Genomic DNA, 25,460 nt, shown 5'->3' on the forward strand with positions numbered 1-25,460 from the left:
AATAGATAATAGAGGAGTGATACTTTGAGAAATATAGGAATATTAGGATCTACAGGTTCAATTGGAACCCAAGCTTTAGATGTAATAAGAAATAATAGTAATCTATTTAATGTAGTGGCATTAAGTGGTAATAATAATATAAAATTATTAGAAAAACAAGCATTAGAATTTAAACCTGATATTGTAGCAGTATTTGATAGAGCTAATGCTAATATCCTTAGAGATAAATTAAAGCCTTTTAATATTAAAGTATTTAGTGGGCTAGATGGACTAATTGAGATGGCTAAATATGAGAGTATAGAATTATTATTAACTTCAGTTGTAGGAATGATAGGATTAAAACCTACCTTAGCAGCAATAGAGTCTGGTAAAGACATAGCATTAGCCAATAAAGAGACACTGGTTACAGCAGGAAGTATTGTTATGAATAAAGCTAAAGAACACAATGTTAGTGTTATTCCCGTGGATAGTGAACATTCAGCTATTTTTCAATCCATAACTAGCAAGGAAAGTAAAGAAATTAGTAAAATTATATTGACTGCATCTGGTGGACCCTTTAGAAACAAAGAGAAGAGTGATTTATTAAATATATCTTCCAGAGAAGCACTAAAGCATCCAAATTGGAGTATGGGAAGAAAAATATCAATTGATTCTTCAACACTAATGAATAAAGGACTAGAAGTTATTGAAGCAAAGTGGTTATTTGATATAAATCTTAATGATATAGAGGTAATAGTTCACCCTCAAAGTATAATTCACTCTATGGTTGAATATATTGATGGTAGTATAATAGCTCAATTAGGTGTATCAGATATGAGAATTCCAATACAATATGCATTATCATATCCTAAACGTATATCAAATAATATAAAAAAATTAAATCTTATAGAAGTATCAAATCTTACTTTTGAAAAGCCTGATTTAACAACTTTTCCTTGTCTGAAGCTTGCATATAGAGCTTCTGAGGAAGAAGGAACAATACCATCTGTTTTAAATGCAGCTAACGAAGTATTAGTAGATATGTTTTTGAAAGATAAGATTGGATTTTATGATATACCGAATACAATAGAAACTGTATTAGATAAGCATAAGAATATATGTGACCCAACATTAGATGAGATTTTATATAGTGACAATTGGGCTAGGAACAAGGCTATAGAATTATTAAAATTTTAGTTAGGAGTGTGTTTTTATGACTACAGCAATTGCAGCGATTATTATATTCTTTATTGTTGTATTAGTACATGAATTTGGACATTTTGCAGTAGCTAAATTAGTGGGAATTAAAGTTCATGAATTTTCTATTGGTATGGGTCCAAGAATTGGGAAACTTAATAAAGGCGAAACAGAGTATTCACTAAGAGTCTTACCTATTGGTGGATATGTGAGAATGGAAGGTGAAGACGAGAAATCGGATGATGAAAGAAGTTTTAGCAATAAATCTCCTATATCAAGAATTTTAGTACTATTAGCTGGTGCTACAATGAATTTTATTTTAGCTTTAATTATATTTTTTATAGTTTCTATAGTTATAGGAACGCCTACTACAGAAATAGATACTGTTATGCAGAATGGACCAGCATATGAAGCCGGAATTAAAAATGGAGATAAAATTATTTCAGTAGAAGGAAATAAAATTAGTGATTGGCAAGAATTCAAAAATATTTTTGCTACAGTTGAAAACACAGTGGATATAAAAGTTTTGAGAGATGGAGAAGTTAAAAGTTTCACATTAGATCCACAGATAGATGAAAGTGGAAATAAAGTGATTGGTATTAGTGTTAAAACAAATGTATCTGTTATTGAATCAATTAAGTATTCTTTTACTAATTTAATATTTATTATCACATTGATGTTTGATTTTATTAAAATGGCTATAACTGGAAATATAAATAAAGGTGATGTTGCAGGTCCAATAGGAGTTATTCAGTTAATTGGAGAAACAACTAAGTATGGATTTTTAAGTGTATTAAATTTAGCAGCTTTCATAAACATAAACTTAGGATTCTTTAATTTATTACCTATACCAGCTCTAGATGGTAGTAGAATTTTATTTATTTTAGTTGAATTAGTAAGAGGAAAACCCCTAGATCCAGAAAAAGAAGGAATCATTCATTTTATCGGATTTGTATTTCTAATTGCTTTAATGTTACTAATTTCATACAATGACATAAATAGATTAAACATTTTTTAGGAAGGTGTTTTAATGAGAAAAAATACAAAGAATTTTTACTATGGAAAAATAGGTATCGGGAGTGACTTTCCGATATCGGTTCAATCTATGACTAATACAGACACTAGGGACATAGAATTAACAGTTAATCAAATTAAGGAACTAGAAAAAATAGGCTGTGATATCGTAAGGTTAGCAGTACCAGATATGGAAGCAGCTAGGGCAATTAAACAAATTAAAGAGCAAGTACAAATACCTATTATTGCTGATATACATTTTGATTATAAATTGGCTTTAGAGTCTATAAAAGGTGGAATTGATGGATTAAGGATTAACCCAGGTAATATTGGAGATGATCAGAGAGTTAGAGAAGTTGTAAAAGCATGTAAGGAACAAGATATTCCTATTAGAATAGGTGTTAATTCGGGATCTATCAAGAAGGAATATCTTAAAAGATATAATGGTGTGAATGTTGATTCTATGGTAGAGAGTGCTATGGAACATGTGAGAATTCTTGAGGAAATGGATTTTCATAAGATAATAATATCAGTTAAATCTACTGATATTGATATGACAATCAAATCCTATGAGAAATTATCTGAAATGGTAAATTATCCATTACATATTGGAATTACAGAATCAGGTTCTCTCTGGAAAGGCACTATTAAATCAGCAATCGGAATAGGTTCATTATTATATAAAGGAATTGGAGATACTATAAGAGTTTCGTTGACTGGAAGTCCTATTGAAGAGGTTAAAGTTGGAAAACAAATACTTCGCTCTTTAGGGCTACTTAATGATAAAATTGAAGTTATTTCTTGTCCCACATGCGGAAGAACCCGCATTAATTTAGAAAAAATAGTTGAAGAGGTTGAAAGTAGAATAGATAATTTAAATAAACCTATAAAAGTTGCTATAATGGGATGTGAGGTAAATGGACCAGGGGAAGCAAGGGAAGCTGATATTGGGATTGCTGGAGGAAATGGATTAGGCTTAATTTTTAAAAAAGGAAAAATAGTAAAAAAAGTTCAAGAAGAACAACTTATTGATGAATTAATTAAAGAGATAAATAAACTATAATAAAGTAGGTGAAGAGAATGTATCATATTACTACTATAATACCTGCCTTAAATGAAGAGAAAACTATAAAAAATATTATTGAAACAATTAAACAAGTAGATCTTATCGAAGATATTATAGTAGTTAGTGATGGTTCTCAAGATAAAACTGCTTTCATTGCAAAGGAGTCTAATGTAGAGGTATTAGAATTTTCTATAAACAGAGGAAAAGGTTCAGCAGTAAGGAGTGGATTTGAAAAGTCCAAAGGTAATATTATACTATTTCTAGATGCTGATTTAGTAGGTCTTACATCTAAACATGTAACAGACTTAATATTACCTATAGTTTTTGAAGACTATGAAATGAGCATTGGAATATTTACTAAAGGTAGATTTAAGACAGATTTAGCTCAAAAAATCACTCCCTTTTTATCTGGACAAAGAGCAATAAAAAGAGAGCTTATAGATAAAATACCAAATATTGATATATCTAAATACGGCCTTGAAATAGCTATTACTAAGTTTGTTCAAAGAAATAATATAAGGGTTAAAGAAATTCCTATGAAAAATTTAACACATTTAATGAAAGAAGAAAAAATGGGGATTTTAAATGGTCTTAAGGAAAGATTTAAAATGTACCTAGATATAAGTAAATTTATAATTAAAGATTAAAAATTCATGATTTAAAAAGATGATAATTTTTTGATGCTACTACGATAGATGATCCGATAAATATAAAAGCGACCCAAAAGTAATAATTAGGGGGAATTAAAAAGATGATACAGAATTATAAACTAGATTATTTAGTTGATAAACATAGTATTAAATGCAGTGATGAATTAAGAGAGTGCAAGATTGAAAAAGTATATCTAAATAATAGCAATAGAATTATAACCCTTAAGCTTAAAAGTATAAAAATCATTAATTTTCAAGACATTGAACTATTAAAAGCTTCATTTAAAAAAATATTAAAAGGGATAGATAAAATTAATATTACTATAAAATATGACTTAGATAAAATTGATAATAACTGGGTTATAGATAACTATTGGAATAATATAATATATATGATAAAACACTATATACCTTCAAGTACAGGTTGGATTAATAATATAAAAAAAGTAGTTAACAACAATGATTTGTTAATAGAAGTAGAAGATGAGTTGTTCTTACAAGCTATTTTAAATAAAAAGTTAAATGAAATCATAAAAATGAAAATTAAAGAAGAATTTGATATAGATATAGAAGTAAAGATTGTTTTAAATGATAATGAGGCATCTAGTTTTAATGACCACTATCAACAAAAAGAGTTAGTAGAGAAAAAAATGGTTGAGAAAATAAAAATAACTAGTGAGCCACCTAAATCAAATAATTATGAAAAAAATAATATCAAAAGTGAATATGTCTTTGGTAAAAGAGTAGATGATGAAATCATATCAATGAAGACTATAAATACTAATTCGGGAACAATCACAATAAAGGGTGAAGTATTTGACATAGAGACTAAAGAAATAAAAAATAACAAAAAAATATATATGATAAATGTAACAGATTTCACTAATTCTATTCAAATTAAAATTTTTGCAAACAAAAAACAACAAGAGGTTATAGATGCGGGTTTAACAATTGGTGATACCTATATAATTACAGGGGATATTGTATACGATAGTTTTTCTAGAGAGTTAGTTATGATGGGTAAAGGAATTAAAACATCCTACTCATCAAGTAGAAAAGATAAAAATAAGGAAAAAAGAGTAGAACTCCATCTTCATACTCAGATGAGTGATATGGATGGTATGACAAATATCACTCAATATGTTAAAAGAGCTAAGGAATGGGGACATAAGGCTATTGGTATAACAGACCATGGAGTTGTACAAGGCTTTCCCGAAGGAATGTCAGCAGCAAATAAACATGGTGTAAAAGTATTATATGGAGTAGAAGGTTATTTAGTCAACGATTCCAAACAGATTGTAATAAATTCTAGAGATCAAGATATTGATTGCGAATATATAGTTTTCGATATAGAAACTACTGGATTTTCTCCTATAAATGATGGAATAACTGAAATTGGAGCTGTGAAAATTGTTAATAATCAAGTAGTAGATACATTTAGTAAACTTGTTAATCCTCAGAAGAAAATTCCTTTGAAAGTAGTAGAACTTACAGGAATTACTGATGAAATGGTAAGGGGTGAACCTACAATAGATGAAATACTTCCTGAATTTAAAAAATTTATTGGAGATGCAGTGTTAGTAGCTCACAATGCTTCCTTTGATATGGGGTTTATATCTAAAAACTTTAATGATATGGGAATTACTTTATCTAATCCTATATTAGATACTCTTCAATTTGCGAGAGAATTATATCCTAACTTAAAAAGTCATAGATTAAATAGGGTAGCAAAATATTTAAATGTTAGTTTAGAAAATCATCATAGAGCTGTAGATGATTCAAAAGCAACTGCAGATATATTATTAAAAATGATATACGATGTAAAAAATATGAATGTCACAAAGCTTGAAGAAATAAACACGATTTTTAGTGGTAATATTAATTATAAATCTCAAGACACACATCATATAATAATATATGCTCAAAACTACACAGGTTTAAAAAATTTATATAAAATTGTATCAGAAAGTCATATAAACTACTTCTATAGAAAACCTCGAATCCCCAAATCTCTATTAAATAAATATAGAGAAGGATTAATTATTGGTACAGCATGCGAAGCTGGAGAATTATATCGAGCTATTTTAAGAAATAAATCCGATAAAGAAGTTAGGGAGATTGTAAATTTCTATGATTATTTAGAGGTACAACCTTTAGGGAATAATAATTTTTTAGTTGAAAATGGAATGGTTAAAGATGTAAATGAATTAAAAAATATAAATAAAAAAATATATCACCTTGGTAAGAAATACAATAAAATTGTGGTCGCTACAGGTGATGCACATTTCTTAGATCCTCAAGATGAAGCATATAGAAGAATTTTAATGGCTGGTAAAGGGTTTTCTGATGCAGACAATCAAGCTCCATTATATTTTAAGACTACAGACGAAATGTTAGAAGAATTTTCTTATCTAGGGGAAGAGATAGCAGAAGAAGTTGTTATAAAAAATACTAATATAATCGCTGATATGATAGAAGAGATATTACCTATACCAAATGGAACATTTCCTCCAGTGATTGAAGGTTCAGATAAAGATTTAAAGGATATGACATACAATAAAGCTAAAAATATATATGGAGATCCTATTCCTGAGATAGTTAAAAGTAGATTAGATAAAGAATTAAACTCTATTATTAGTAATGGATATGCGGTTCTTTATATTATATCCCATAAACTTGTTAAAAAGTCGCTAGAAGATGGCTATCTTGTTGGATCGAGAGGATCTGTTGGTTCTTCTTTTGTTGCTACGATGAGTGATATAACAGAAGTTAATCCACTACCACCTCATTATGTATGTCCTGATTGTAAGAATAGCGAATTTATAACTGATGGATCTGTAGGTTCTGGGGTTGATATGAAGGATAAGAATTGTCCTAAGTGTGGAACTAATTATAAAAAAGATGGTTTTGATATACCCTTTGAAGTTTTTCTAGGTTTTGAAGGAGATAAAGAACCAGATATCGACTTAAATTTTGCTAGTGAAGAACAAACAATAGCCATGCAATATACAGAAGATTTATTTGGAGAAGGACATGTATACAGAGCCGGAACAATAGGTACTATAGCTGACAAAACAGCCTATGGATTTATTAGAAAATATTATGAAGAAAGAGAATTAATATTAAATAGAGCAGAGACAAGTAGATTAATTAATGGATGTACTGGTATTAAAAGAACATCAGGACAGCATCCAGGAGGAGTTATGGTAGTACCTCAAGATAAAGATATATACGATTTTACCCCTATCCAATACCCAGCTAATAATCCTGAAGCTGGAGTAATAACAACACATTTTGATTACCATTCTATAAGTGGTAGAATTCTTAAATTAGATATTTTAGGTCATGATACACCTACTATAATAAGAATGCTTGAAGATTTGACTGGAGAGGATGCTCAAAAAATTTCTTTAGATGATCCTAAAACTATGAAGATATTTACATCTACAGAAACATTAGGCATAACCCCAGATGATATAAATTGTAAAACAGGATCATTTGGAATACCAGAATTTGGTACTCGGTTTGTTATTCAGATGTTGTTAGATACTCAACCTACAACTTTTGCAGAATTAGTTCGTATAAGTGGTCTTTCACATGGTACTGATGTTTGGTTAAATAATGCACAGGATTTAGTAATTAATGGTGTAACAACTCTTAAAGAAGTTATTTCAACTAGAGATGATATTATGATGTATCTAATATATAATGGCTTAGATAAAAAGAAATCATTTAAGATAATGGAAAAAGTCAGAAAAGGTAAAGGACTAACTGAAGAAGAAGAAGAATATATGAGAGATAATAATATTCCTGAATGGTATATTGACTCTTGTAAGAAAATAAAATATATGTTTCCAAAAGCTCATGCAGTTGCTTATGTTATGATGTCCTTTAGAATAGCATATTTTAAGGTTCATCATCCAGAAGCTTTTTATGCAACATATTTTACAATGAAAGCAACTGATTTTGATGCAGAATTAATAACAAAAGGAACAGATACAATAAAAAGTAAAATAAATGAAATAGAAGAATTAGGGAATAATAAAACTGCTAAAGAGAAAAATTTGCTTACTGTATTAGAAGTTGCTTTAGAAATGTATGCGAGAGGGTATACATTTAACAAAGTAGATTTATACCACTCCCATAATGATATTTTTCTTATTACAGATGATGGAATCCTTCCTCCTTTAAAGTCTTTACAAGGAGTAGGAGAAAATGCCGCTAAAAGCATTGTAGAGGCTAGACAAGAGGGCAAATTTTTATCTATAGAAGATATTACTAAGAGAGCAAAAGTTTCTAAAACAGTTATTGAGGCATTAAGAGTTCATGGATGTCTAGATGGTATGTCGGAAAGTAATCAACTAGATTTATTTAGCATTTGATTTATGTGACTCTATATGATATATTAGAATTAATATAAGACTGTTTTAAGGAGGAGTGGGTGCAGACCCACTCTTTACTTTTAGTTTAATTGTATTAATAATTGTAATTTTAGATAAAATATGAATAAGAAACTATGGAGGTGAAAGAAATGCTTAAAAAAGAAGTAGAAGAATTAGTATTTAATTTAGTAGAACCGATAACTGATAGCAAGGAATTTGAATTAGTAGATGTTGAATATGTAAAAGAAGGACCCTATATGTATTTAAGAGTATTTATTGATAAACCTGGTGGTGTGACAATAGATGATTGTCAGAGTATAAGTCAATTAACAAGTGAAAAACTTGATGAAATTGATCCTGTAGAAGAGAATTATTTCTTGGAAGTATCATCCCCAGGGATAGATAGACCGTTCAAGAATGACAAAGACTATAAAAGAGCTTTAGAAAAAGACGTTGAAGTTAGTTTATATAAACAAATTAATAATTCGAAGAATTATACAGGTCAATTAATTGATTTTAATGAAAATGATATATCGCTTGATGTTGAAGGGGAAATTATAAAATTAAATAGAAATGATATAGCAAAGATAAATCTTGCTATTAAATTTTAAAGGAGGTTAGATGGGGATGAAAGCCGATTTTATACAGGCTCTTGAAGAAATAGAAAGAGAAAAAGGAGTTGCTAAAGAGATCTTAATAGAAGCAATTGAGGCAGCGTTAATATCAGCTTATAAACGAAACTTCGGATCTTCACAAAATGTAGAAGTTGAAATTGATAATGAATCTGGAGATGTTAAAGTTTATGCTTTAAAGGATGTAGTAGAACAAGTAGATGACGAGTTTTTACATATATCTCTAAATGATGCTAAAGAAATAGATTCTAATTATCAAATTGGGGATGTTATAAAGATTGAAGTAACTCCTAGAAATTTTGGTAGAATTGCTGCTCAAACTGCAAAGCAAGTAGTAGTACAGCGTATACGAGAGGCTGAAAGAGACATCATTTTTGATGAATTTATAAGTAGAGAAAATGAAATAGTAACGGGTATAATACAAAAGCTAAACAATAATGTACTGGTAGATTTAGGTAAAGCTGAAGGAATATTGCTACCATCTGAACAAATCAAAGGAGAATCTTATAATCATAATGATAGAATTAAAACATATATAGTTGAAGTTAAGAAAACTACAAAAGGTCCTCAAATTTTATTGTCTAGAAGTCATCCAGGGCTAGTCAAAAGACTTTTTGAATTAGAAGTTCCAGAGATACAAGAAGGAGTTGTTGATATCTATAGTATATCCAGAGAAGCTGGTTCTAGAACTAAGATAGCTGTTTATTCAAACGATGAGAACGTTGATCCTGTTGGAGCATGCGTTGGACAGAATGGAGGCAGAGTAAAAGCTGTTGTAGACGAATTAAATGGAGAAAAAATAGATATTATTAACTGGAGTAACGATCCAGCTGAATTTATAGCTAATAGTTTAAGTCCTGCTAAAGTAATAAAAGTAACAGTAAATGAAAATGAAAAAAATGCTTCAGTAATTGTACCAGATTATCAACTCTCATTAGCAATAGGCAAAGAGGGACAAAATGCTAGATTAGCTGCCAAGTTAACAAGCTGGAAAATAGATATTAAGAGTGAAAGTCAGAGTGAAGAAAGCACCGATGAAAATTTAGAATAACAGAGGTGATAGAATGAAAACAAAAAAAATTCCTCTAAGGAAATGTATTGTTTGTAACGAAAGAAAAGAAAAAAAAGACTTAGTTAGAATTGTAAAGAATAATGAAGGTGAAGTATTTGTAGATATGAATGGAAAGGCCAATGGAAGAGGAGCTTATATCTGCAATAATAAAGAATGTTTAGATAAGGCATTTAAAAGTAAAGCTTTTAATAGAGCATTTAAAACTAATATTTCGCCAGATGTCTACAATTCATTAAAAGAGGAGTTATATAAAAATGAATAATTTTTATTCATTCTTAGGTATAGGTCAAAAAGCAAGTATTATTAAAGCAGGAGAATTTAAAGCAGAAGAAGCTATAAAATTCAAAAGGTCCGTATTAATAATATTAGCAGAAGATGCTTCAGATAATACCAAAAAGAAATTTACTAATTTAAGCGAAAAGAATAACATAGAATTATTAATATGTGGAAATAAAGAGAATTTAGGCAATGCTCTAGGAAAAAATTACATATCTGTTATAGCAGTATGTGATAAGAAATTCTCTGATACATTAAAAAAGAGATCTAAATGTATCACCTAATTTTATAGGGGGTGAATGTGGTATGACAAAGAAAAGAGTCTATGAATTAGCAAAAGAATTAAATATTAGCAGTAAAGAATTGATAAATAAAATGAATGACTTAGATATAGAAGTATCTAGTCATATGAGTACGATTGAAGATGAAGAATCAAAAATACTAAAAGAATTATTTAATAATAAATCTGATAGTGATATAAAAGAAGAACTAAAATCAAAAGTAGAGGAAGAAGATAAAACGGAAAATTCAAATAATACTAATCATACAAATATAGAAGAAGAGAAACAAAATATAATAGAAATAGAAGGTAACATCACAGTTAAAGACTTAGCAGAAAAGCTTTCTGTAAATAGTAATGAGTTAATAGGGAAGTTAATTGGTTTAGGTATCATGGCGAATTTAAATCAAGAATTAGACTATGAAACTACAGAATTAATAGCAGCAGAGTATGGGTATGCTATTGAAGAAGGTAAAACATTAGAAGAAATTCAAGAAGATGAGCTAGATTCAGAAGATAGTCCAGAAAGCCTTATATTACGTCCACCAGTAGTTACTGTTATGGGTCATGTTGATCATGGTAAAACATCATTATTAGATTCTATTAGAGAAAGTCATGTAACAGAAAAAGAGGCTGGAGGTATAACTCAGCATATAGGAGCATCAACAGTAAAAATTAATGATAATAAAATTGTGTTTTTAGATACTCCTGGACATGAGGCTTTTACTTCTATGAGAGCTAGAGGAGCTCAAGTTACGGATATTGCAATTTTAGTAGTTGCTGCAGATGATGGAGTAATGCCTCAAACTATAGAAGCTATAAATCATGCTAAAGCAGCAAATGTACCAATTATAGTAGCTATAAATAAAATGGATAAACCAGAAGCAAATCCTGATAGAGTTAAACAGGAATTAACAGAACATGGTCTTGTTCCAGAAGACTGGGGTGGTGAAACAATCACAGTACCAGTTTCTGCAATAAATAAAGAAGGTTTAGATGAACTTTTAGAAATGATATTATTGGTTTCTGAAATGGGTGAGTTAAAAGCTAATCCAAACCGTAAAGCGGTAGGAACAATTATTGAAGCAGAATTAGATAAAGGAAGGGGCCCTGTAGCTACTGTACTAGTACAAAAAGGAACTCTAAGAGTGAGTGATTCAATAATAGCTGGAACAGCTAGCGGAAGAGTCAGAGCTATGATAGATAGCCAAGGTAAGAGAGTAAAGAAAGCTGGACCATCAACTGCAGTGGAAATTCTTGGTTTATCTGAAGTTCCTCATGCGGGAGATAAATTATATGCAGTGAAAGATGATAAAAAGGCTCGTGTAATTGCCGATGAAAGAAAAGAACAAATAAAAAGAGATCAAATTAAATCTAAGCAAAATATTTCTCTTGATGAGTTATTTAATCAAATAAAAACTGGAGAAGTTAAGGATCTTAATATAATTATAAAAGCGGATGTACAAGGATCGATTGAAGCTGTAAAAGATGCATTAGTGAAATTAAGTAATGAAGAAGTAAAAGTCAATCCTATTCATGGGGGCGTAGGTGCTATTACTGAAACTGATATAATGTTAGCAACTGCCTCAAATGCAATAGTAATAGGATTTAATGTAAGACCTACAACTTCTGCATCTAACTTAGCGGATAGAGAGTCAGTAGATGTAAGAACCTATAGAATAATTTATAAAGCTATCGAAGATATTGAAGCGGCAATAAAAGGAATGCTTGATCCTGAATATAAAGAAGTTGTTCAAGGAAGAGCTGAAGTTAGAGCTACATTCAAAGTTCCCAATGCTGGAACAATTGCTGGAGTATATATGTTAAATGGTAAAGTAACAAGAAACTCTAAACTTAGATTATTAAGAGATAACGTAGTTGTACATGAAGGAGAAATATCATCTCTTAGAAGATTTAAAGATGATGTTAAAGAGATCGCTACTGGATATGAAGGCGGTATAGGAATAGAAAATTATAACGACCTTAAAGAAGGCGACATTATAGAAGCATATATAATGGAAGAAATAGAAAGGTAATGTTGAGGAAGGTGAACTAAATGAGTTCAAAAAGAAATGCTAGAATATCTGAAGAGATAAAAAAAATAGTAAGTCAATTAATTTTAAAAGAACTTAAAGATCCAAGGATAGCCACTATGACAACTATTACAGATGTTGATGTAACAAATGATCTTAGTTACGCTAAGATATATGTATCTGTATTAGGAAGTGAAAAAGAAAGAAAAAGTACTATGAAAGCTTTAGAGAGTGCATCTGGATTTATAAGAAAAGAAATAGGTAAAAAAGTAAAACTAAGATATATACCAGAACCTAAGTTTAGTCTAGACAAGTCAATAGAAAACGGTATATATATATCTAAATTAATAGATAGTATTAAAGAAGATGATAACAAAAATGATGAATAAAATAATAGGAGAATTAGATAGGTCTAAAATGATCTATCTAATTTCTCATATTAATCCAGATGGAGATAGTATAGGATCTTTAGTAGCTCTTGGCTCCACGTTAAAAGAAATATATAAAGATAAAGTAATATTAATAAAATCAGATAATATACCTAGAAAATTTAATTTTTTAACAAATATAGAAACTTTATCGGATTTAAATGTCTTAAACAATATAAGAGATAATTCTGTATTGATAACTCTAGATTGTGGAGATATAAGTAGAATAGGTGAAGCTTATAATTACATAGATAAATTTAAAAAAATTATTAATATTGATCACCATATTTCAAATACAAATTTTGGAGATATCAATATAATAAAAAGTGATGCAAGTTCTACAGGAGAAATAGTTTTTGATATAATAAAAGAGAATAATTTACTATTAAATAAGGATATTGCTAATGCGCTTTATACTGCGATATCTACGGATACTGGTAGTTTTATTTATGATAATACTACATCAAAAACCCATAGGATTGTTGCAGAACTACTTGACTATGATATTGATAAGGATAAAATAATATATGAGATTTATCAAAACAGATCTATGGAAAAAACAAATATATTTATCCAAGCTATAAAACATTTAGAATTTTTTAGTAATAATAGAATTGGTATTACTGTTATTACTAAAAAAATGATGAATGAGACTAATGCTAAGTCTGAAGACTTAGATGGGATAGTAGAATTTATAAGAGATACTGATGGAGTAGAAATAGCATGTGTTATAAAGGAACTTGAGAATGATAAAGTAAAGGTTAGTTTAAGATCTAAAAGTCGTATTAATGTATCTGAAATTGCTGAAATATTTAGCGGTGGAGGACATATTAGAGCAGCAGGATATACTATTGAAAGTAATGTGGAAGTTGCTAAAAATAAAGTATTAAAAGAAATAATTAAACGATTAAGGTGATACTATGAATGGTATAATAAATGTACTGAAACCTACAGGTATGTCTTCTCATGATGCAGTTAACTTTATTAGAAAGTGCTTAAACATGAAAAAGGTTGGACATACGGGCACACTAGATCCAAATGCTGTAGGGGTCCTTCCTATATGTATAGGTAAAGGAACCAAAGTTATAGAATATATCCAGTATACAAAAAAAAAATACAGAGCAGAATTAACGTTAGGATCAAATACAGATACTCAAGATAAGTATGGTGAAATTATTAATACTTCAGATAAAAAGGTTTCTAATGAAACTATCATTGAAGTTATCAATAGTTTTAAAGGTGATATTAAACAGATTCCACCTATGTATTCTGCATTGAAAAAAAATGGTAAGAGGCTATATGAATTAGCAAGAGAAGGAAAAACTGTAGAAAGAGAATCTAGAAAAGTCTTCATTGATGAAATAGATATTATCCATATAAATAATAATAAAGTGATATTTGATGTGGTATGCTCTAAAGGAACCTATATCAGAACATTATGTAATGATATAGGGGAAAAATTAGGGACTTATGGACATATGTCTTTCCTAGAGAGGTTTGAAGTAGGATCTTTTAAATTAGACTCAGCATATACTATAGAGGAAATTAAAAGTAAGTCTCAAATAAATGATTTTAGTTTTATTTTACCTATTGATTATCCTTTGATTAATATGAAAGAAATAAAAGTAGATAAGAAATTCCTAAAACATTTATCAAATGGACTTAAGATAAGTACTAGAAGATTAAATATAAAACATTTTGATATTGATGAAGAATACAGGGTATATAGTGAGAGTGTATTCATTGGAATAGGATCTATTATAAAAGACAATGAAGATATATTTCTAAAAATGAACAAAGTATTAGTGTGAAGGTGAGTATAGATGAGGATTATTGAAAATATTAGTAATAAAATAAATGATAAGACAGTAATATGCTTGGGAAGCTTTGATGGGTTACATAGAGGACATAAGACATTAATAGAAAATGTCATTAAAGAAGCTAAGCAGGAAGGATTAAAAAGTGCAGTTTTTACTTTTAGTAATCATCCTGCAAGTATTATATCTAATAGAGAAGAGCCAAAATTATTAATAAATAATAATCACAAAACCGAAATATTAAAAAAACTAGGTGTAGATTATTTGATAATGATACCTTTTAGTACAGAGTTCATGAAAATGGAACCTGAAGATTTTGTTAAAAATATACTTGTAGATAATTTGAAAGTTCAAAGAATCGTTGTAGGTTTTAACTATAGATTTGGATACAAGGGTAGAGGTGACACAGATCTACTTAAGAAACTAAGTGAAAAATATGGTTTTGAGGTAGAAATAGTCTCTCCAATAAAATACAATGGTGAAATTATTAGTAGCACTGTTATTAGAAATTTAATTTCAGAAGGTAATATTAAAAAAGCTAATAAGTATCTAGATAGATATTTTTCTATAGAAGGTAAAGTCATTCATGGGAAAAAGAGAGGTAAAGGGATGGGATTTCCTACTGCTAATATAGATTTAAATAGTAATTATATTGTTCCAAAACTAGGTGTATACAAAACTGAGACAATTTATAATTCATCTAAATATGATAGTGTAACAAGTGTTGGTATGAATCCAACTTTTGAAAATGGAGAGGATATATCTATTGAAACTTATTTGTTGAATTTTGATAAAAATATATATGATGAAGATATAAGAATTAATTTTATAAAGCATCTTAGAAATGAGATTAAGTTTCAATCTAAAGATGAACTAGTTAGACAGATGACACTTGATGTAGAGAATGCAATAAAATAATTATTTACATGTATACATTAGTATGTTAAAATTAAGGTATTAACCTTGTTCTATGGATATCGTTACCTCGGCGTTATTCTTGGGATTGGGAGTATTAAAAAACTAGGAGGTATTTAAATGATAAGTAAAGAAGCTAAAACAACAATTATTGAGGAATACAAAATACATGAAGGAGACACTGGTTCTCCAGAAGTACAAATTGCTATATTAACTTATAGAATAAATGAGTTAAACGAGCATTTAAAAGAACATAAAAAAGATCATCATTCAAGAAGAGGTCTTTTGAAAATGGTTGGTAAAAGAAGAGGTCTTTTAAATTATTTAATGAAAAATGATTTAGAAAGATATCGTAAATTGATTGAAAGACTTGGTTTAAGGAAATAATAAGAGCGGGGATATTCCCGCTCTATTATTTTTATCAATTTTTTTTTTACATATAAGGTTATTATCTAAAGTTTTATAGTATGATTAATATATATAAGGAGGTTTAATATGGAAAGAACATTTGAGTATACTCTTGCTGGAAGAAAATTAAGTGTTACAGTAGGCAAGGTTGCAGAACAAGCTAATGGATCATGTATAGTAAGTTATGGAGATACAGTAGTCTTAGTTACAGCTACCGCATCAAAGTCTCCAAGAGAAGGCATTGATTTTTTCCCACTAAGTGTAGATTTTGAGGAAAAACTATATTCAGTTGGAAAAATACCAGGAGGCTTCATTAAAAGAGAAGGTAGGCCTAGTGAAAAAGCAGTACTTACTTCAAGACTTATAGACAGACCTATAAGACCTTTATTCCCAAAAGGATATCGTAACGATGTACAAGTGATAACTACAGTATTATCTGTAGATCAAGATTGTGCACCTGATATAGTTGCTATGATAGGATCTTCTATAGCATTAACTATATCAGATATTCCATTTCAAGGACCTACAGGAGCAGTTGCAGTTGGTTTAATAGATGAAGAATTAGTTATAAATCCTAATAGTGAATATAGAGATAAGTCTGACTTAAGCTTGGTGGTTTCAGGTACTAGTGAAGCTGTTATGATGGTGGAAGCAAGTTCCAATATTATTTCAGAGGATACTATGCTTGATGCAATTTTAACAGCCCATGACGAAATAAAGAATATTTGTAGTTTTATAGAATCAATTAGAGAAGAGGTTGGAAAGGAAAAATCTGAATATGAAGTATATATATCTGATGAGGAAATATCTAAAGAAGTTAGAGAATATACAACAGATAAAATGATTGATGCAATTAAAACAGAGGATAAACTTGAAAGAAAGCAAAATATGGATAAAGTAAAAGAAGAAACTAAAAAATATTTTGAAGAAAAATATCCTGACAATTCTAAAGATGTTGATGAAACCTTATATACTATAATAAAAGAACAAGTAAGAAAAATGATTATTCATGAAGGAGTTCGACCTGATAATAGAAAAATTGATGAAATAAGACCAATATCCTGTGAGGTTGGATTACTTCCTAGAACTCATGGTTCAGGATTATTTACAAGAGGTCAAACTCAAGCATTAACTGTAGCAACTCTTGGAGCTGCTGGAGATGCACAAATGATTGATGGTCTAGGAGAAGAAGAGTCTAAGAGATACATGCATCATTATAACTTTCCTCCCTATAGTACAGGAGAAACACGATTTTTAAGAGGACCTGGAAGAAGAGAAATAGGTCATGGAGCATTAGCTGAAAGAGCATTAGAACCAGTAATCCCAGGAGTAGATGAGTTTCCATATACAATAAGAGTCGTTTCTGAAGTTTTAAGTTCAAATGGATCATCTTCTCAAGCCAGCGTATGTGGAAGTACCTTAGCATTATTAGATGCAGGTGTTCCAATAAAAAGCAATGTTGCTGGTATTGCAATGGGTCTTATAAAAGAAGAAGATAAAGTAAGTATCCTAAGTGACATTCAAGGTATGGAAGATTTCTTAGGTGATATGGACTTCAAAGTAGCAGGTACAAAAGATGGCATAACGGCTATTCAAATGGATATTAAAATAGCAGGAATAGGTAGAGAAATATTAACAGAAGCTTTAAAAAGAGCAAGAAAAGGAAGACTATATATTCTTGATAAGATGAATGAAGTAATCTCTGTACCAAGAGAAGAGATGTCACCATATGCTCCTAGAATCCTTACATTAGAAATAAATCCTGATAAAATAAGAGATATTATAGGACCTGGTGGAAAAACTATAAACAAAATTATTGATGAAACTGGAGTTAAAATTGATATTGAAGATGACGGTAAAGTTTTAATTGCAGCAGATGATATGTCAATGGGGCAAAAAGCTATTGATATGATTAAAGATATAATAAAAGAAATTGAAATAGATGAAATATATTTAGGTAAAGTAGTTAAGATTATGCCTTTTGGTGCATTTGTTGAGGTGTTACCAGGAAAAGAAGGTTTAGTCCATATCTCAAATATTGCTAAAGAGAGGGTAGAAAAAGTCGAAGATGTATTATCAGTAGGTGATGAAGTCCTTGTTAAAGTTACCAATATTGATAAACAAGGAAGAGTAAACTTATCTAGAAAAGATGCTCTACCAGAAAATGAAGAAGGTAAATAAGACATAAAACTATATAAGTTTTATGTCTTATTTTGTCCAAATATATAACTCTTACAATGTTAGGTATATTATCATTATAATAATGAATATTAATGTAATATATATAAATTGGAGGGGTAGATATGAAAATTTATTTTATAAAGTATAGAACTATTTATTTTGTATTAATATCATTAATAATAATTTTGATTTTATCATTCTTATATTCAAGAAGTATTTCTATAAAAACATTTAATAATAAAGATAACTTATATTATGAAGGAAACGGAGAAAGTAATACAGTAGCATTTACTTGTAATGTAGATTGGGGTGAAGAATTAGTACCTGTAATGCTACAAATTTTTGAAAAAGAGAAGTTAAAGATTACTTTTTTTGTTACAGGTAAATGGGCAGAAAAAAATCCAGAACTTTTAAGAAAGATATACAACAATGGCCATGAAATAGGAAATCATGGTTATATACATAGAAACTATGGAAACCTAAGCTACAAGATAAACTTAGAAGAAATTAAGAAAGCAGATAATATAATAGCTAAAATAATAGGTCATAAACCCTTATTGTTTGCACCCCCATCAGGTGATTTTAGTGAAGCTACCCTAAGGGCTGCAACAGATCAAAACCATAAAACAATTATGTGGTCTGTTGACACTATTGATTGGAGAAAAGATAGTTCTAGGGATATCATTATCAAAAGAGTTGTATCAAAAAGTAAAAAAAATTCTATCATATTAATGCACCCTAAAGAAGAAACAATTAAAGCTCTTCCAACTATCATAAAAGAGTTGAAAAATAAAGGACTTAATATAGGAAAAGTATCAGATATATTGAAATAAGTCTTTCACTCTATTATAATAAAGTTATTATGTAGTTTAGGGGAGAGAAATTAGTGTATAATAAATTAGAATTATCTAATGGAATTAGAGTAATAACTGAAAATATACCTTATGTAAAGTCCGTATCTATTGGGTTATGGATAGAAGCAGGATCTAGGTATGAAGATATTAATAATAATGGTGTGTCTCACTTCATTGAACACATGTTATTTAAAGGTACTAATAAGCGCTCTGCAAGAGATATTGCTGATGCAATTGATAGTGTAGGGGGACAAATGAATGCATTTACTAGTAAAGAATGCACATGTTTTTATATCAAAATACTAGACAATCATATTGACTTAGCAATTGATGTATTACAAGATATGCTGTTTGATTCTAAATTTGAGGAAGCAGAAATAGAAAAAGAAAAAAGTGTAATAATTGAAGAAATAAATATGTATGAAGACTCTCCAGAGGAGTTAGTACATGATTTATTATCAAAAACATTGTTTAATAGTCATCCGCTGTCTTATCCTATATTAGGAAATAAAAAAAGTGTAAATAATCTAACTAAAAAAGGAATAAAGGAATATTTTAATACCTATTATAGACCTGATAATTTAGTTATATCAGTAGTAGGTAATATTAATGAAAAGCAATTATTAAAATCATTAGAAAGAAATTTTGGTAAATGGAGTAATGTCAAAGATACTATACAAGCAGATATTAGTACACCAACAATAAAGGGTAACTTTATTAGTAGAAAAAAGCAAACAGAACAATTACACTTATGTTTAGGATTACAAGGAATCAATCAAGGATCTGATGATTTATATTCTTTATTAGTTTTAAATAATATATTTGGTGGAAGTATGAGTTCTAGACTTTTTCAAAAGGTAAGAGAGGATATGGGCTTAGCTTACTCAATATATTCTTATCCATCTACTTATAAAGATACTGGAGCATTTACAATATACGCTGGATTAAATCCAAATCATTTAATAAACTTATCAGAGATAATTGCCACAGAAATAGAAGAGGTTAAGAAAAATAGTTTTTCAGATGAAGAAATATATAAGTCAAAAGAACAATTAAAAGGAAATTATATTCTAGGGTTAGAGAGTACCTCTAGTCGTATGAGTGCTTATGGTCAATCAGAATTATTAAATAGAGATATTAATACTTCAAAACAGATAATAGATAAAATAAATGGAGTAAATAAAACTTCAATCAATGAGCTAATTAAAGAAATTTTTGATTATAATAAAATGAATATCGCGTATATCGGAAATTTAAAAGATTCAGATAAAACAGAGAAAAATTTAAAAAACTTATATAAAAATACTCCCTTTAAAAAGTAGGGAGCATTTTTATATAAGTTTTATCATAATAAATGTTATCATAAATGATAAAGAATATATTAAAAATTTACTCATATAATATATAGGAGGTGTAAATATGGCGATTTATGAAATTGGAAATCAAAAAATTGTTACATTAAGGGAATTAGGTGGTAAAGAAATCGTAAATCTTAACACTGGTGGACGATTAGGTATTATAGCAGATTCAGATATTCTAATAGATGAGAAGACAGGAAAAATTCATTCCTTACTAGTTCCTGATAATAGAAATCAGTTCAAATTTTTTGGTGAAAAAAGAGAACTAAATATTCCTTGGAACACTATTAGAAGAATTGGTGATGATATGATTATAATAGAATTACAATATTAATATTGAAGAATCATTCACAAATAAAATAATGTATCATATAATATAACTAAACTTATTTATGAGGTGAAATGATGAGTATAATAGTACAAAAATTTGGAGGTACATCAGTAGCTAATGAATCCTCAAGAGAAAAAGTAATAGAAAAAATAATTGAAAAGAAAAATAAGGGTCATAAGATTGTTGTTGTTGTATCAGCTATTGGGAGAAAAGGGGATCCCTATGCTACAGATTCTCTAATATCTTTGATAAATACTCAATATATTAATAAAAGAGATTTGGACTTGCTTATGTCTTGTGGCGAAATAATATCATCTGTAGTGTTATCTAACATGTTAACTCAAAAAGGATATAGTACTCAAGTATTAACAGGAGGTCAAGCTGGTATAATAACCGATGAGAATTATGGAAGTTCAAAAGTCCTATCTGTTAATACAGATAATATAAAGAATAAGTTAGAAAATAATAATATTATTATTGTAGCAGGATTTCAAGGAATTACAAGTCAAGGTGATATAACAACCTTAGGAAGAGGTGGAAGTGATACTACTGCTGTTCTATTAGGAGAAGCATTGAAATCAGAGTTTGTGGAAATATATACTGATGTTGATGGTATTATGACTGCAGACCCAAGAGTTGTACCTGATGCTCAAGTTATTGATACAATAAACTATAGCGATTTATATAATATGGCAGAAGATGGCGCTAAAGTAATCCATCCAAAAGCAGTTGAAATTGCAGAAAGAAGCAATCTTAAAGTAAAGATAAGAAATACTCTGAGCAGTTCAGATGGTACTACAGTACTCAGAAGACAAGGAATAATTGATTATAATGATAAAAAAATAATTAGTTCAATCACCTATAAAGACAGAAGAACACAAATAATCATCGATAACATAAAAAATAAAGGGAAAATCCAATCGGTAATGAATTTATTAACTGAATCTAATATCAGTATAGATTTAATTAATTTTTCATTAGAAACAAATATGTTTACTATTGATGATGAAAATGTAATGTTAGCTGAAAAGATCCTTTCTGAAAATGGTTATATTTATTCTATCAATAGAGATTGTTGCAAAATAAGTGTTGTAGGACATAAAATGAAAGGCATACCTGGAGTTATGTCTAGAATAATAAATAGTATTTTTAGAGAAAACATAAAAATATTACAAACTTCGGATTCCCATTCATCTATATGGGTTTTGGTGAAAACAAAAGATGCTATTAAAGCTATGAGGTCTTTGCATAAAGAATTTAATTTAGGAGAAAAATAGACTTATAAGTCTATTTTTTTTGGTTATTAACAATCGAAAGGGTGATACTAAATAATGTCAAATAAAATTCCTAATCCTGCTCCAAAACCTAACAAAGAAAGTACCAAGAAGGCAAGTGTAGTTAAAACTATAGAATCTTTAGGAGTAACTAATGTTCCTGCAAATGAAGGTGATATACATTTTATTTCAATAATTGGTGAAATAGAAGGACATAATCTATCTCATCCTCAAAAGAAATCTACTAAGTACGAACATATTATACCTCAATTATTATCAGTTCAAAGGAATCCTGATATAAAAGGATTATTAGTAATTCTAAATACTTTAGGTGGAGACGTTGAAGCAGGGTTAGCTATATCTGAAATGATAAATAGTATAAAAAAACCCACCGTGTCTTTAGTCTTAGGTGGAAGTCATAGCATTGGAGTTCCTTTAGCTACATCAACAAATTATTCTTTTATAACTCCTTCTGCTACTATGACTTTACATCCAATTAGAATGACTGGTCTTGTAATTGGAGTACCTCAAACCTTTAGATATTTTCAAAAAATGCAAGAAAGAATATCTAGCTTTATATTAAGAACTACGAAAATATCTCCTGAGAATTTACAAAAGCTAATATATGATACCGATGAAATTGCAAATGATGTAGGAACTATATTAGTTGGCGAAGAAGCTGTAAAATATGGCCTAATAAATGAAGTAGGGGGATTGAATTCTGCTATAATAAAGTTGGAAGAACTCTTAGAACAGCACAAAGAATAAAAAATAGTATAATAATATGAAATATGTTATAATTACTTAAAGTAAAGTACTAATGTTATAGGAAACTTTACTTTAAGTTTAATACATATATAATTTAAAATAATACTATATATATCAAAGCTACTCCATCAGTTCTGATGGAGTAGCTTTGATATAAGAATTGTTTTTCTTGAAGGAATTCACTAATGTAATGAAGAATTAAATCCATTGAGAGGTGATAGGATGAGTAGTAAAACAAAAAAAAGTACAAAAGGTAGAAAAAAAAGAAACAATAAACCTTCCGAGATTAATAAAGAAGTAATTGGTGTGATTATTGTATCTTTCGGTCTCTTATTATTGTATAGTATGAATACAGCTACAAGTGGAATATTAGTAAAATTAATAGGTGAGAAGTCATGGCAACTTCTAGGATCAGGAGGGTACTTATTACCTTACGTAATTATAATAATTGGTATTTTATTTTTAATCAATAAACTAGATATATACCAAACAAAAAAAACCGTATCAATATTCATTATCTTTATATGTCTAATAACACTATTTGATATAAAGTTTCTTCCCACAATTGATGGCTTAGAAATATCAGATAGAATAAGGATATCTATGGAAGCATCTTTACTATCCTTTCATCGAAGTGGAGGCATTTTAGGAGCATTTTTTGCATATTTGTTTTTAAAATTATTCGGAGTTATTGGATCCTATATAATTCTATTTACAATATTAACAATAAATATTTTATATGTTACTAATACAAGTCTTATTTTTTTAATTCAAAATATCCTAAAATCAATTATTAGTATATATGAAACTATAGTCTCATTTCTAAAAAACATTTCTAATCATACTAACACCTCAAAATCAAGAATTAAGAAAAAAACAAATAAATCTAAAACTGAAGAAAATAAGACTAAAAATATTATAGATAAAAATGAAACTAAAATAAAAGATAATAAAATCAAGATTTTAGATTATACTAAAAATGAATATAAAGATAATGATACCTTTGAGATAGCAGAAATAGAAAAACCTGAAAAGAAAAATATTGAATCGCCTAAAGAAAATACTAAAAAAGATAATGAAAGTGAAAATCATAATCTTGATAGTATTGCAGTTTCAGAAAATGAATATAATGATTATGAATATCCTTCTTTAGACATTTTACAAAAAAGTGATATTTCATCAAACAAAAAAGAAAATAAGATTATATTGAATAATGCTAAAAAATTAGAAGATATACTAAAAAATTTCGGGATAGAGGCCCAAGTAACACAAATAAGTAGAGGCCCTACTATAACAAGATATGAATTACAACCAGCTCCCGGGATTAAAGTAAGTAGGATCGTAAATCTTTCTGATGATATAGCCTTAGGATTAGCTTCTTCTGATATAAGAATTGAAGCGCCAATACCAGGTAAAGCAGCTATAGGAATAGAAGTGCCTAACATTGATAAATCCACGGTTAATTTGAGAGATGTACTTGAAACTAAAGAATACAGTGATCTTGAAAGTAAATTATCATTTGCATTAGGCAAAGATATTGCAGGAAAACCTATAGTAGCTAATATTGAAAAAATGCCTCATTTACTTATTGCTGGTGCAACAGGATCTGGAAAGAGTGTTTGTATTAATACTCTTATTACAAGTATATTATATAAATCAAAACCTGATGAAGTAAAATTACTGATGATAGATCCCAAAGTTGTAGAGTTAAGTATCTATAATGGAATTCCCCATCTTCTAATACCTGTAGTTACCGATCCTAAAAAAGCATCATTTGCCTTAAATTGGGCCGTACAAGAAATGAATAAAAGATATAACCTTTTTGCTGAAAATAGTGTTCGAGATATAAAAAGTTATAATAGTAAATCACAAAAGGATGAATCTATGACGAGATTACCACAAATAGTAGTTATAATAGATGAGTTAGCAGATCTTATGATGGTATCTCCTGGAGAAGTTGAAGATAGTATATGTAGACTAGCTCAAATGGCAAGAGCAGCTGGTATACACCTTATAGTAGCTACTCAAAGACCATCTGTGGACATAATAACTGGAACTATAAAAGCTAATATACCTTCAAGAATTTCTTTTGCAGTTTCTTCTCAAGCTGATTCTAGGACTATATTAGATATGGGAGGGGCAGAAAAATTATTAGGAAAAGGCGATTTATTATTTTATCCAGTAGGAGCATCTAAACCTAAAAGATTACAAGGGGCATATATTGATGAAAAAGAAGTTGAAAAAATAGTTAGTTTCTTAAAAAAAGATAATGCTGCTGATTATAAAGAAGAAATAATAGAAAACATAGACAAAGATATTAATACTGAATTTGATGATACAGATGAATTATTGCCATCAGCTATTGAGTTAATAATAGACGAAGGACAGGCTTCTATTTCATATCTTCAAAGAAAATTAAAAGTAGGTTATTCAAGAGCAGCAAGGATTGTTGACGAAATGGAGGAAAGAGGAATAGTAGGTCCCCATGAAGGAAGTAAACCACGAAAAGTTCTAGTAACAAGGGAAGAGTTAGATAATTAGAATA

The 25,460-nt window shown here is 29.0% G+C and carries 22 protein-coding genes; all 22 read left to right on the top strand.

The genetic code is table 11. From position 1 onward, the window contains the following. Positions 1 to 24: 24 nt before the first annotated feature. Positions 25 to 1,176, top strand: coding sequence for a 1-deoxy-D-xylulose-5-phosphate reductoisomerase (locus GOQ27_RS15525; RefSeq protein WP_203367790.1), 1,152 nt, complete (start codon positions 25 to 27; stop codon positions 1,174 to 1,176). Positions 1,177 to 1,192: 16 nt separating this feature from the next. Beyond that, complete coding sequence (rseP, locus tag GOQ27_RS15530) at positions 1,193 to 2,194, top strand: RIP metalloprotease RseP (protein ID WP_203367791.1); 1,002 nt, start codon at positions 1,193 to 1,195, stop codon at positions 2,192 to 2,194. Between the two features lie 12 nt (positions 2,195 to 2,206). Beyond that, a complete protein-coding gene (gene ispG, locus GOQ27_RS15535) occupies positions 2,207 to 3,253 on the top strand; it encodes a flavodoxin-dependent (E)-4-hydroxy-3-methylbut-2-enyl-diphosphate synthase (RefSeq protein ID WP_203367792.1) in 1,047 nt (348 codons plus the stop codon). Between the two features lie 17 nt (positions 3,254 to 3,270). Next, a complete protein-coding gene (locus tag GOQ27_RS15540) occupies positions 3,271 to 3,903 on the top strand; it encodes a glycosyltransferase family 2 protein (protein ID WP_203368071.1) in 633 nt (210 codons plus the stop codon). A gap of 104 nt (positions 3,904 to 4,007) precedes the next feature. Beyond that, on the top strand, positions 4,008 to 8,288 hold the full coding sequence (locus tag GOQ27_RS15545) for a PolC-type DNA polymerase III (protein ID WP_203367793.1): 4,281 nt from the start codon (positions 4,008 to 4,010) through the stop codon (positions 8,286 to 8,288). A gap of 149 nt (positions 8,289 to 8,437) precedes the next feature. Continuing rightward, entirely contained in the window at positions 8,438 to 8,899 is a 462-nt protein-coding gene (gene rimP / locus GOQ27_RS15550) for a ribosome maturation factor RimP (RefSeq protein ID WP_203367794.1), read from the top strand. Positions 8,900 to 8,915: 16 nt separating this feature from the next. After that, a complete protein-coding gene (gene nusA / locus GOQ27_RS15555) occupies positions 8,916 to 9,971 on the top strand; it encodes a transcription termination factor NusA (RefSeq protein ID WP_203367795.1) in 1,056 nt (351 codons plus the stop codon). A gap of 13 nt (positions 9,972 to 9,984) precedes the next feature. Next, a complete protein-coding gene (rnpM, locus tag GOQ27_RS15560; protein WP_203367796.1) occupies positions 9,985 to 10,254 on the top strand; it encodes an RNase P modulator RnpM in 270 nt (89 codons plus the stop codon). Further along, the gene (locus GOQ27_RS15565) at positions 10,247 to 10,552 is read left to right on the top strand and encodes a L7Ae/L30e/S12e/Gadd45 family ribosomal protein (protein WP_203367797.1); all 306 of its coding nucleotides are present in this window, start codon (positions 10,247 to 10,249) and stop codon (positions 10,550 to 10,552) included. Before rnpM ends, GOQ27_RS15565 begins: the two co-directional genes overlap by 8 nt. Positions 10,553 to 10,574: 22 nt before the next feature. Continuing rightward, positions 10,575 to 12,584, top strand: a complete 2,010-nt coding sequence (infB, locus tag GOQ27_RS15570) for a translation initiation factor IF-2 (protein WP_203367798.1) — start codon at positions 10,575 to 10,577, stop codon at positions 12,582 to 12,584. A gap of 20 nt (positions 12,585 to 12,604) precedes the next feature. Then, positions 12,605 to 12,970 carry a 30S ribosome-binding factor RbfA gene (gene rbfA / locus GOQ27_RS15575; protein WP_203367799.1) on the top strand — a complete coding sequence of 122 codons (366 nt, stop codon included), beginning with the start codon at positions 12,605 to 12,607 and terminating at the stop codon, positions 12,968 to 12,970. Further along, the gene (locus tag GOQ27_RS15580) at positions 12,963 to 13,925 is read left to right on the top strand and encodes a DHH family phosphoesterase (RefSeq protein ID WP_203367800.1); all 963 of its coding nucleotides are present in this window, start codon (positions 12,963 to 12,965) and stop codon (positions 13,923 to 13,925) included. The genes rbfA and GOQ27_RS15580 overlap by 8 nt, the downstream gene beginning before the upstream one ends. A gap of 4 nt (positions 13,926 to 13,929) precedes the next feature. Then, a complete protein-coding gene (truB, locus tag GOQ27_RS15585) occupies positions 13,930 to 14,820 on the top strand; it encodes a tRNA pseudouridine(55) synthase TruB (RefSeq protein ID WP_203367801.1) in 891 nt (296 codons plus the stop codon). Between the two features lie 12 nt (positions 14,821 to 14,832). Continuing rightward, complete coding sequence (locus GOQ27_RS15590) at positions 14,833 to 15,744, top strand: bifunctional riboflavin kinase/FAD synthetase (RefSeq protein WP_203367802.1); 912 nt, start codon at positions 14,833 to 14,835, stop codon at positions 15,742 to 15,744. 117 nt (positions 15,745 to 15,861) lie between these two features. Then, positions 15,862 to 16,128, top strand: a complete 267-nt coding sequence (rpsO, locus tag GOQ27_RS15595) for a 30S ribosomal protein S15 (protein ID WP_203367803.1) — start codon at positions 15,862 to 15,864, stop codon at positions 16,126 to 16,128. 108 nt (positions 16,129 to 16,236) lie between these two features. Further along, complete coding sequence (gene pnp / locus GOQ27_RS15600; protein ID WP_203367804.1) at positions 16,237 to 18,330, top strand: polyribonucleotide nucleotidyltransferase; 2,094 nt, start codon at positions 16,237 to 16,239, stop codon at positions 18,328 to 18,330. Between the two features lie 122 nt (positions 18,331 to 18,452). After that, on the top strand, positions 18,453 to 19,163 hold the full coding sequence (locus tag GOQ27_RS15605) for a polysaccharide deacetylase family protein (RefSeq protein ID WP_203367805.1): 711 nt from the start codon (positions 18,453 to 18,455) through the stop codon (positions 19,161 to 19,163). A 53-nt stretch (positions 19,164 to 19,216) separates the two neighbouring features. Next, complete coding sequence (locus tag GOQ27_RS15610; protein ID WP_203367806.1) at positions 19,217 to 20,506, top strand: M16 family metallopeptidase; 1,290 nt, start codon at positions 19,217 to 19,219, stop codon at positions 20,504 to 20,506. Positions 20,507 to 20,603: 97 nt separating this feature from the next. Next, positions 20,604 to 20,876, top strand: coding sequence for a YlmC/YmxH family sporulation protein (locus GOQ27_RS15615; RefSeq protein ID WP_203367807.1), 273 nt, complete (start codon positions 20,604 to 20,606; stop codon positions 20,874 to 20,876). 71 nt (positions 20,877 to 20,947) lie between these two features. Beyond that, on the top strand, positions 20,948 to 22,150 hold the full coding sequence (gene dapG, locus GOQ27_RS15620; protein WP_203367808.1) for an aspartate kinase: 1,203 nt from the start codon (positions 20,948 to 20,950) through the stop codon (positions 22,148 to 22,150). A 54-nt stretch (positions 22,151 to 22,204) separates the two neighbouring features. Beyond that, the gene (locus GOQ27_RS15625) at positions 22,205 to 22,915 is read left to right on the top strand and encodes a ClpP family protease (protein WP_203367809.1); all 711 of its coding nucleotides are present in this window, start codon (positions 22,205 to 22,207) and stop codon (positions 22,913 to 22,915) included. 222 nt (positions 22,916 to 23,137) lie between these two features. Continuing rightward, a complete protein-coding gene (locus GOQ27_RS15630) occupies positions 23,138 to 25,456 on the top strand; it encodes an FtsK/SpoIIIE family DNA translocase (RefSeq protein WP_203367810.1) in 2,319 nt (772 codons plus the stop codon). Positions 25,457 to 25,460 lie beyond the last annotated feature (4 nt).

This window comes from Anaeromonas frigoriresistens (assembly GCF_016820655.1).
GTDB lineage: Bacteria > Bacillota > Clostridia > Tissierellales > SIT17 > Anaeromonas > Anaeromonas frigoriresistens.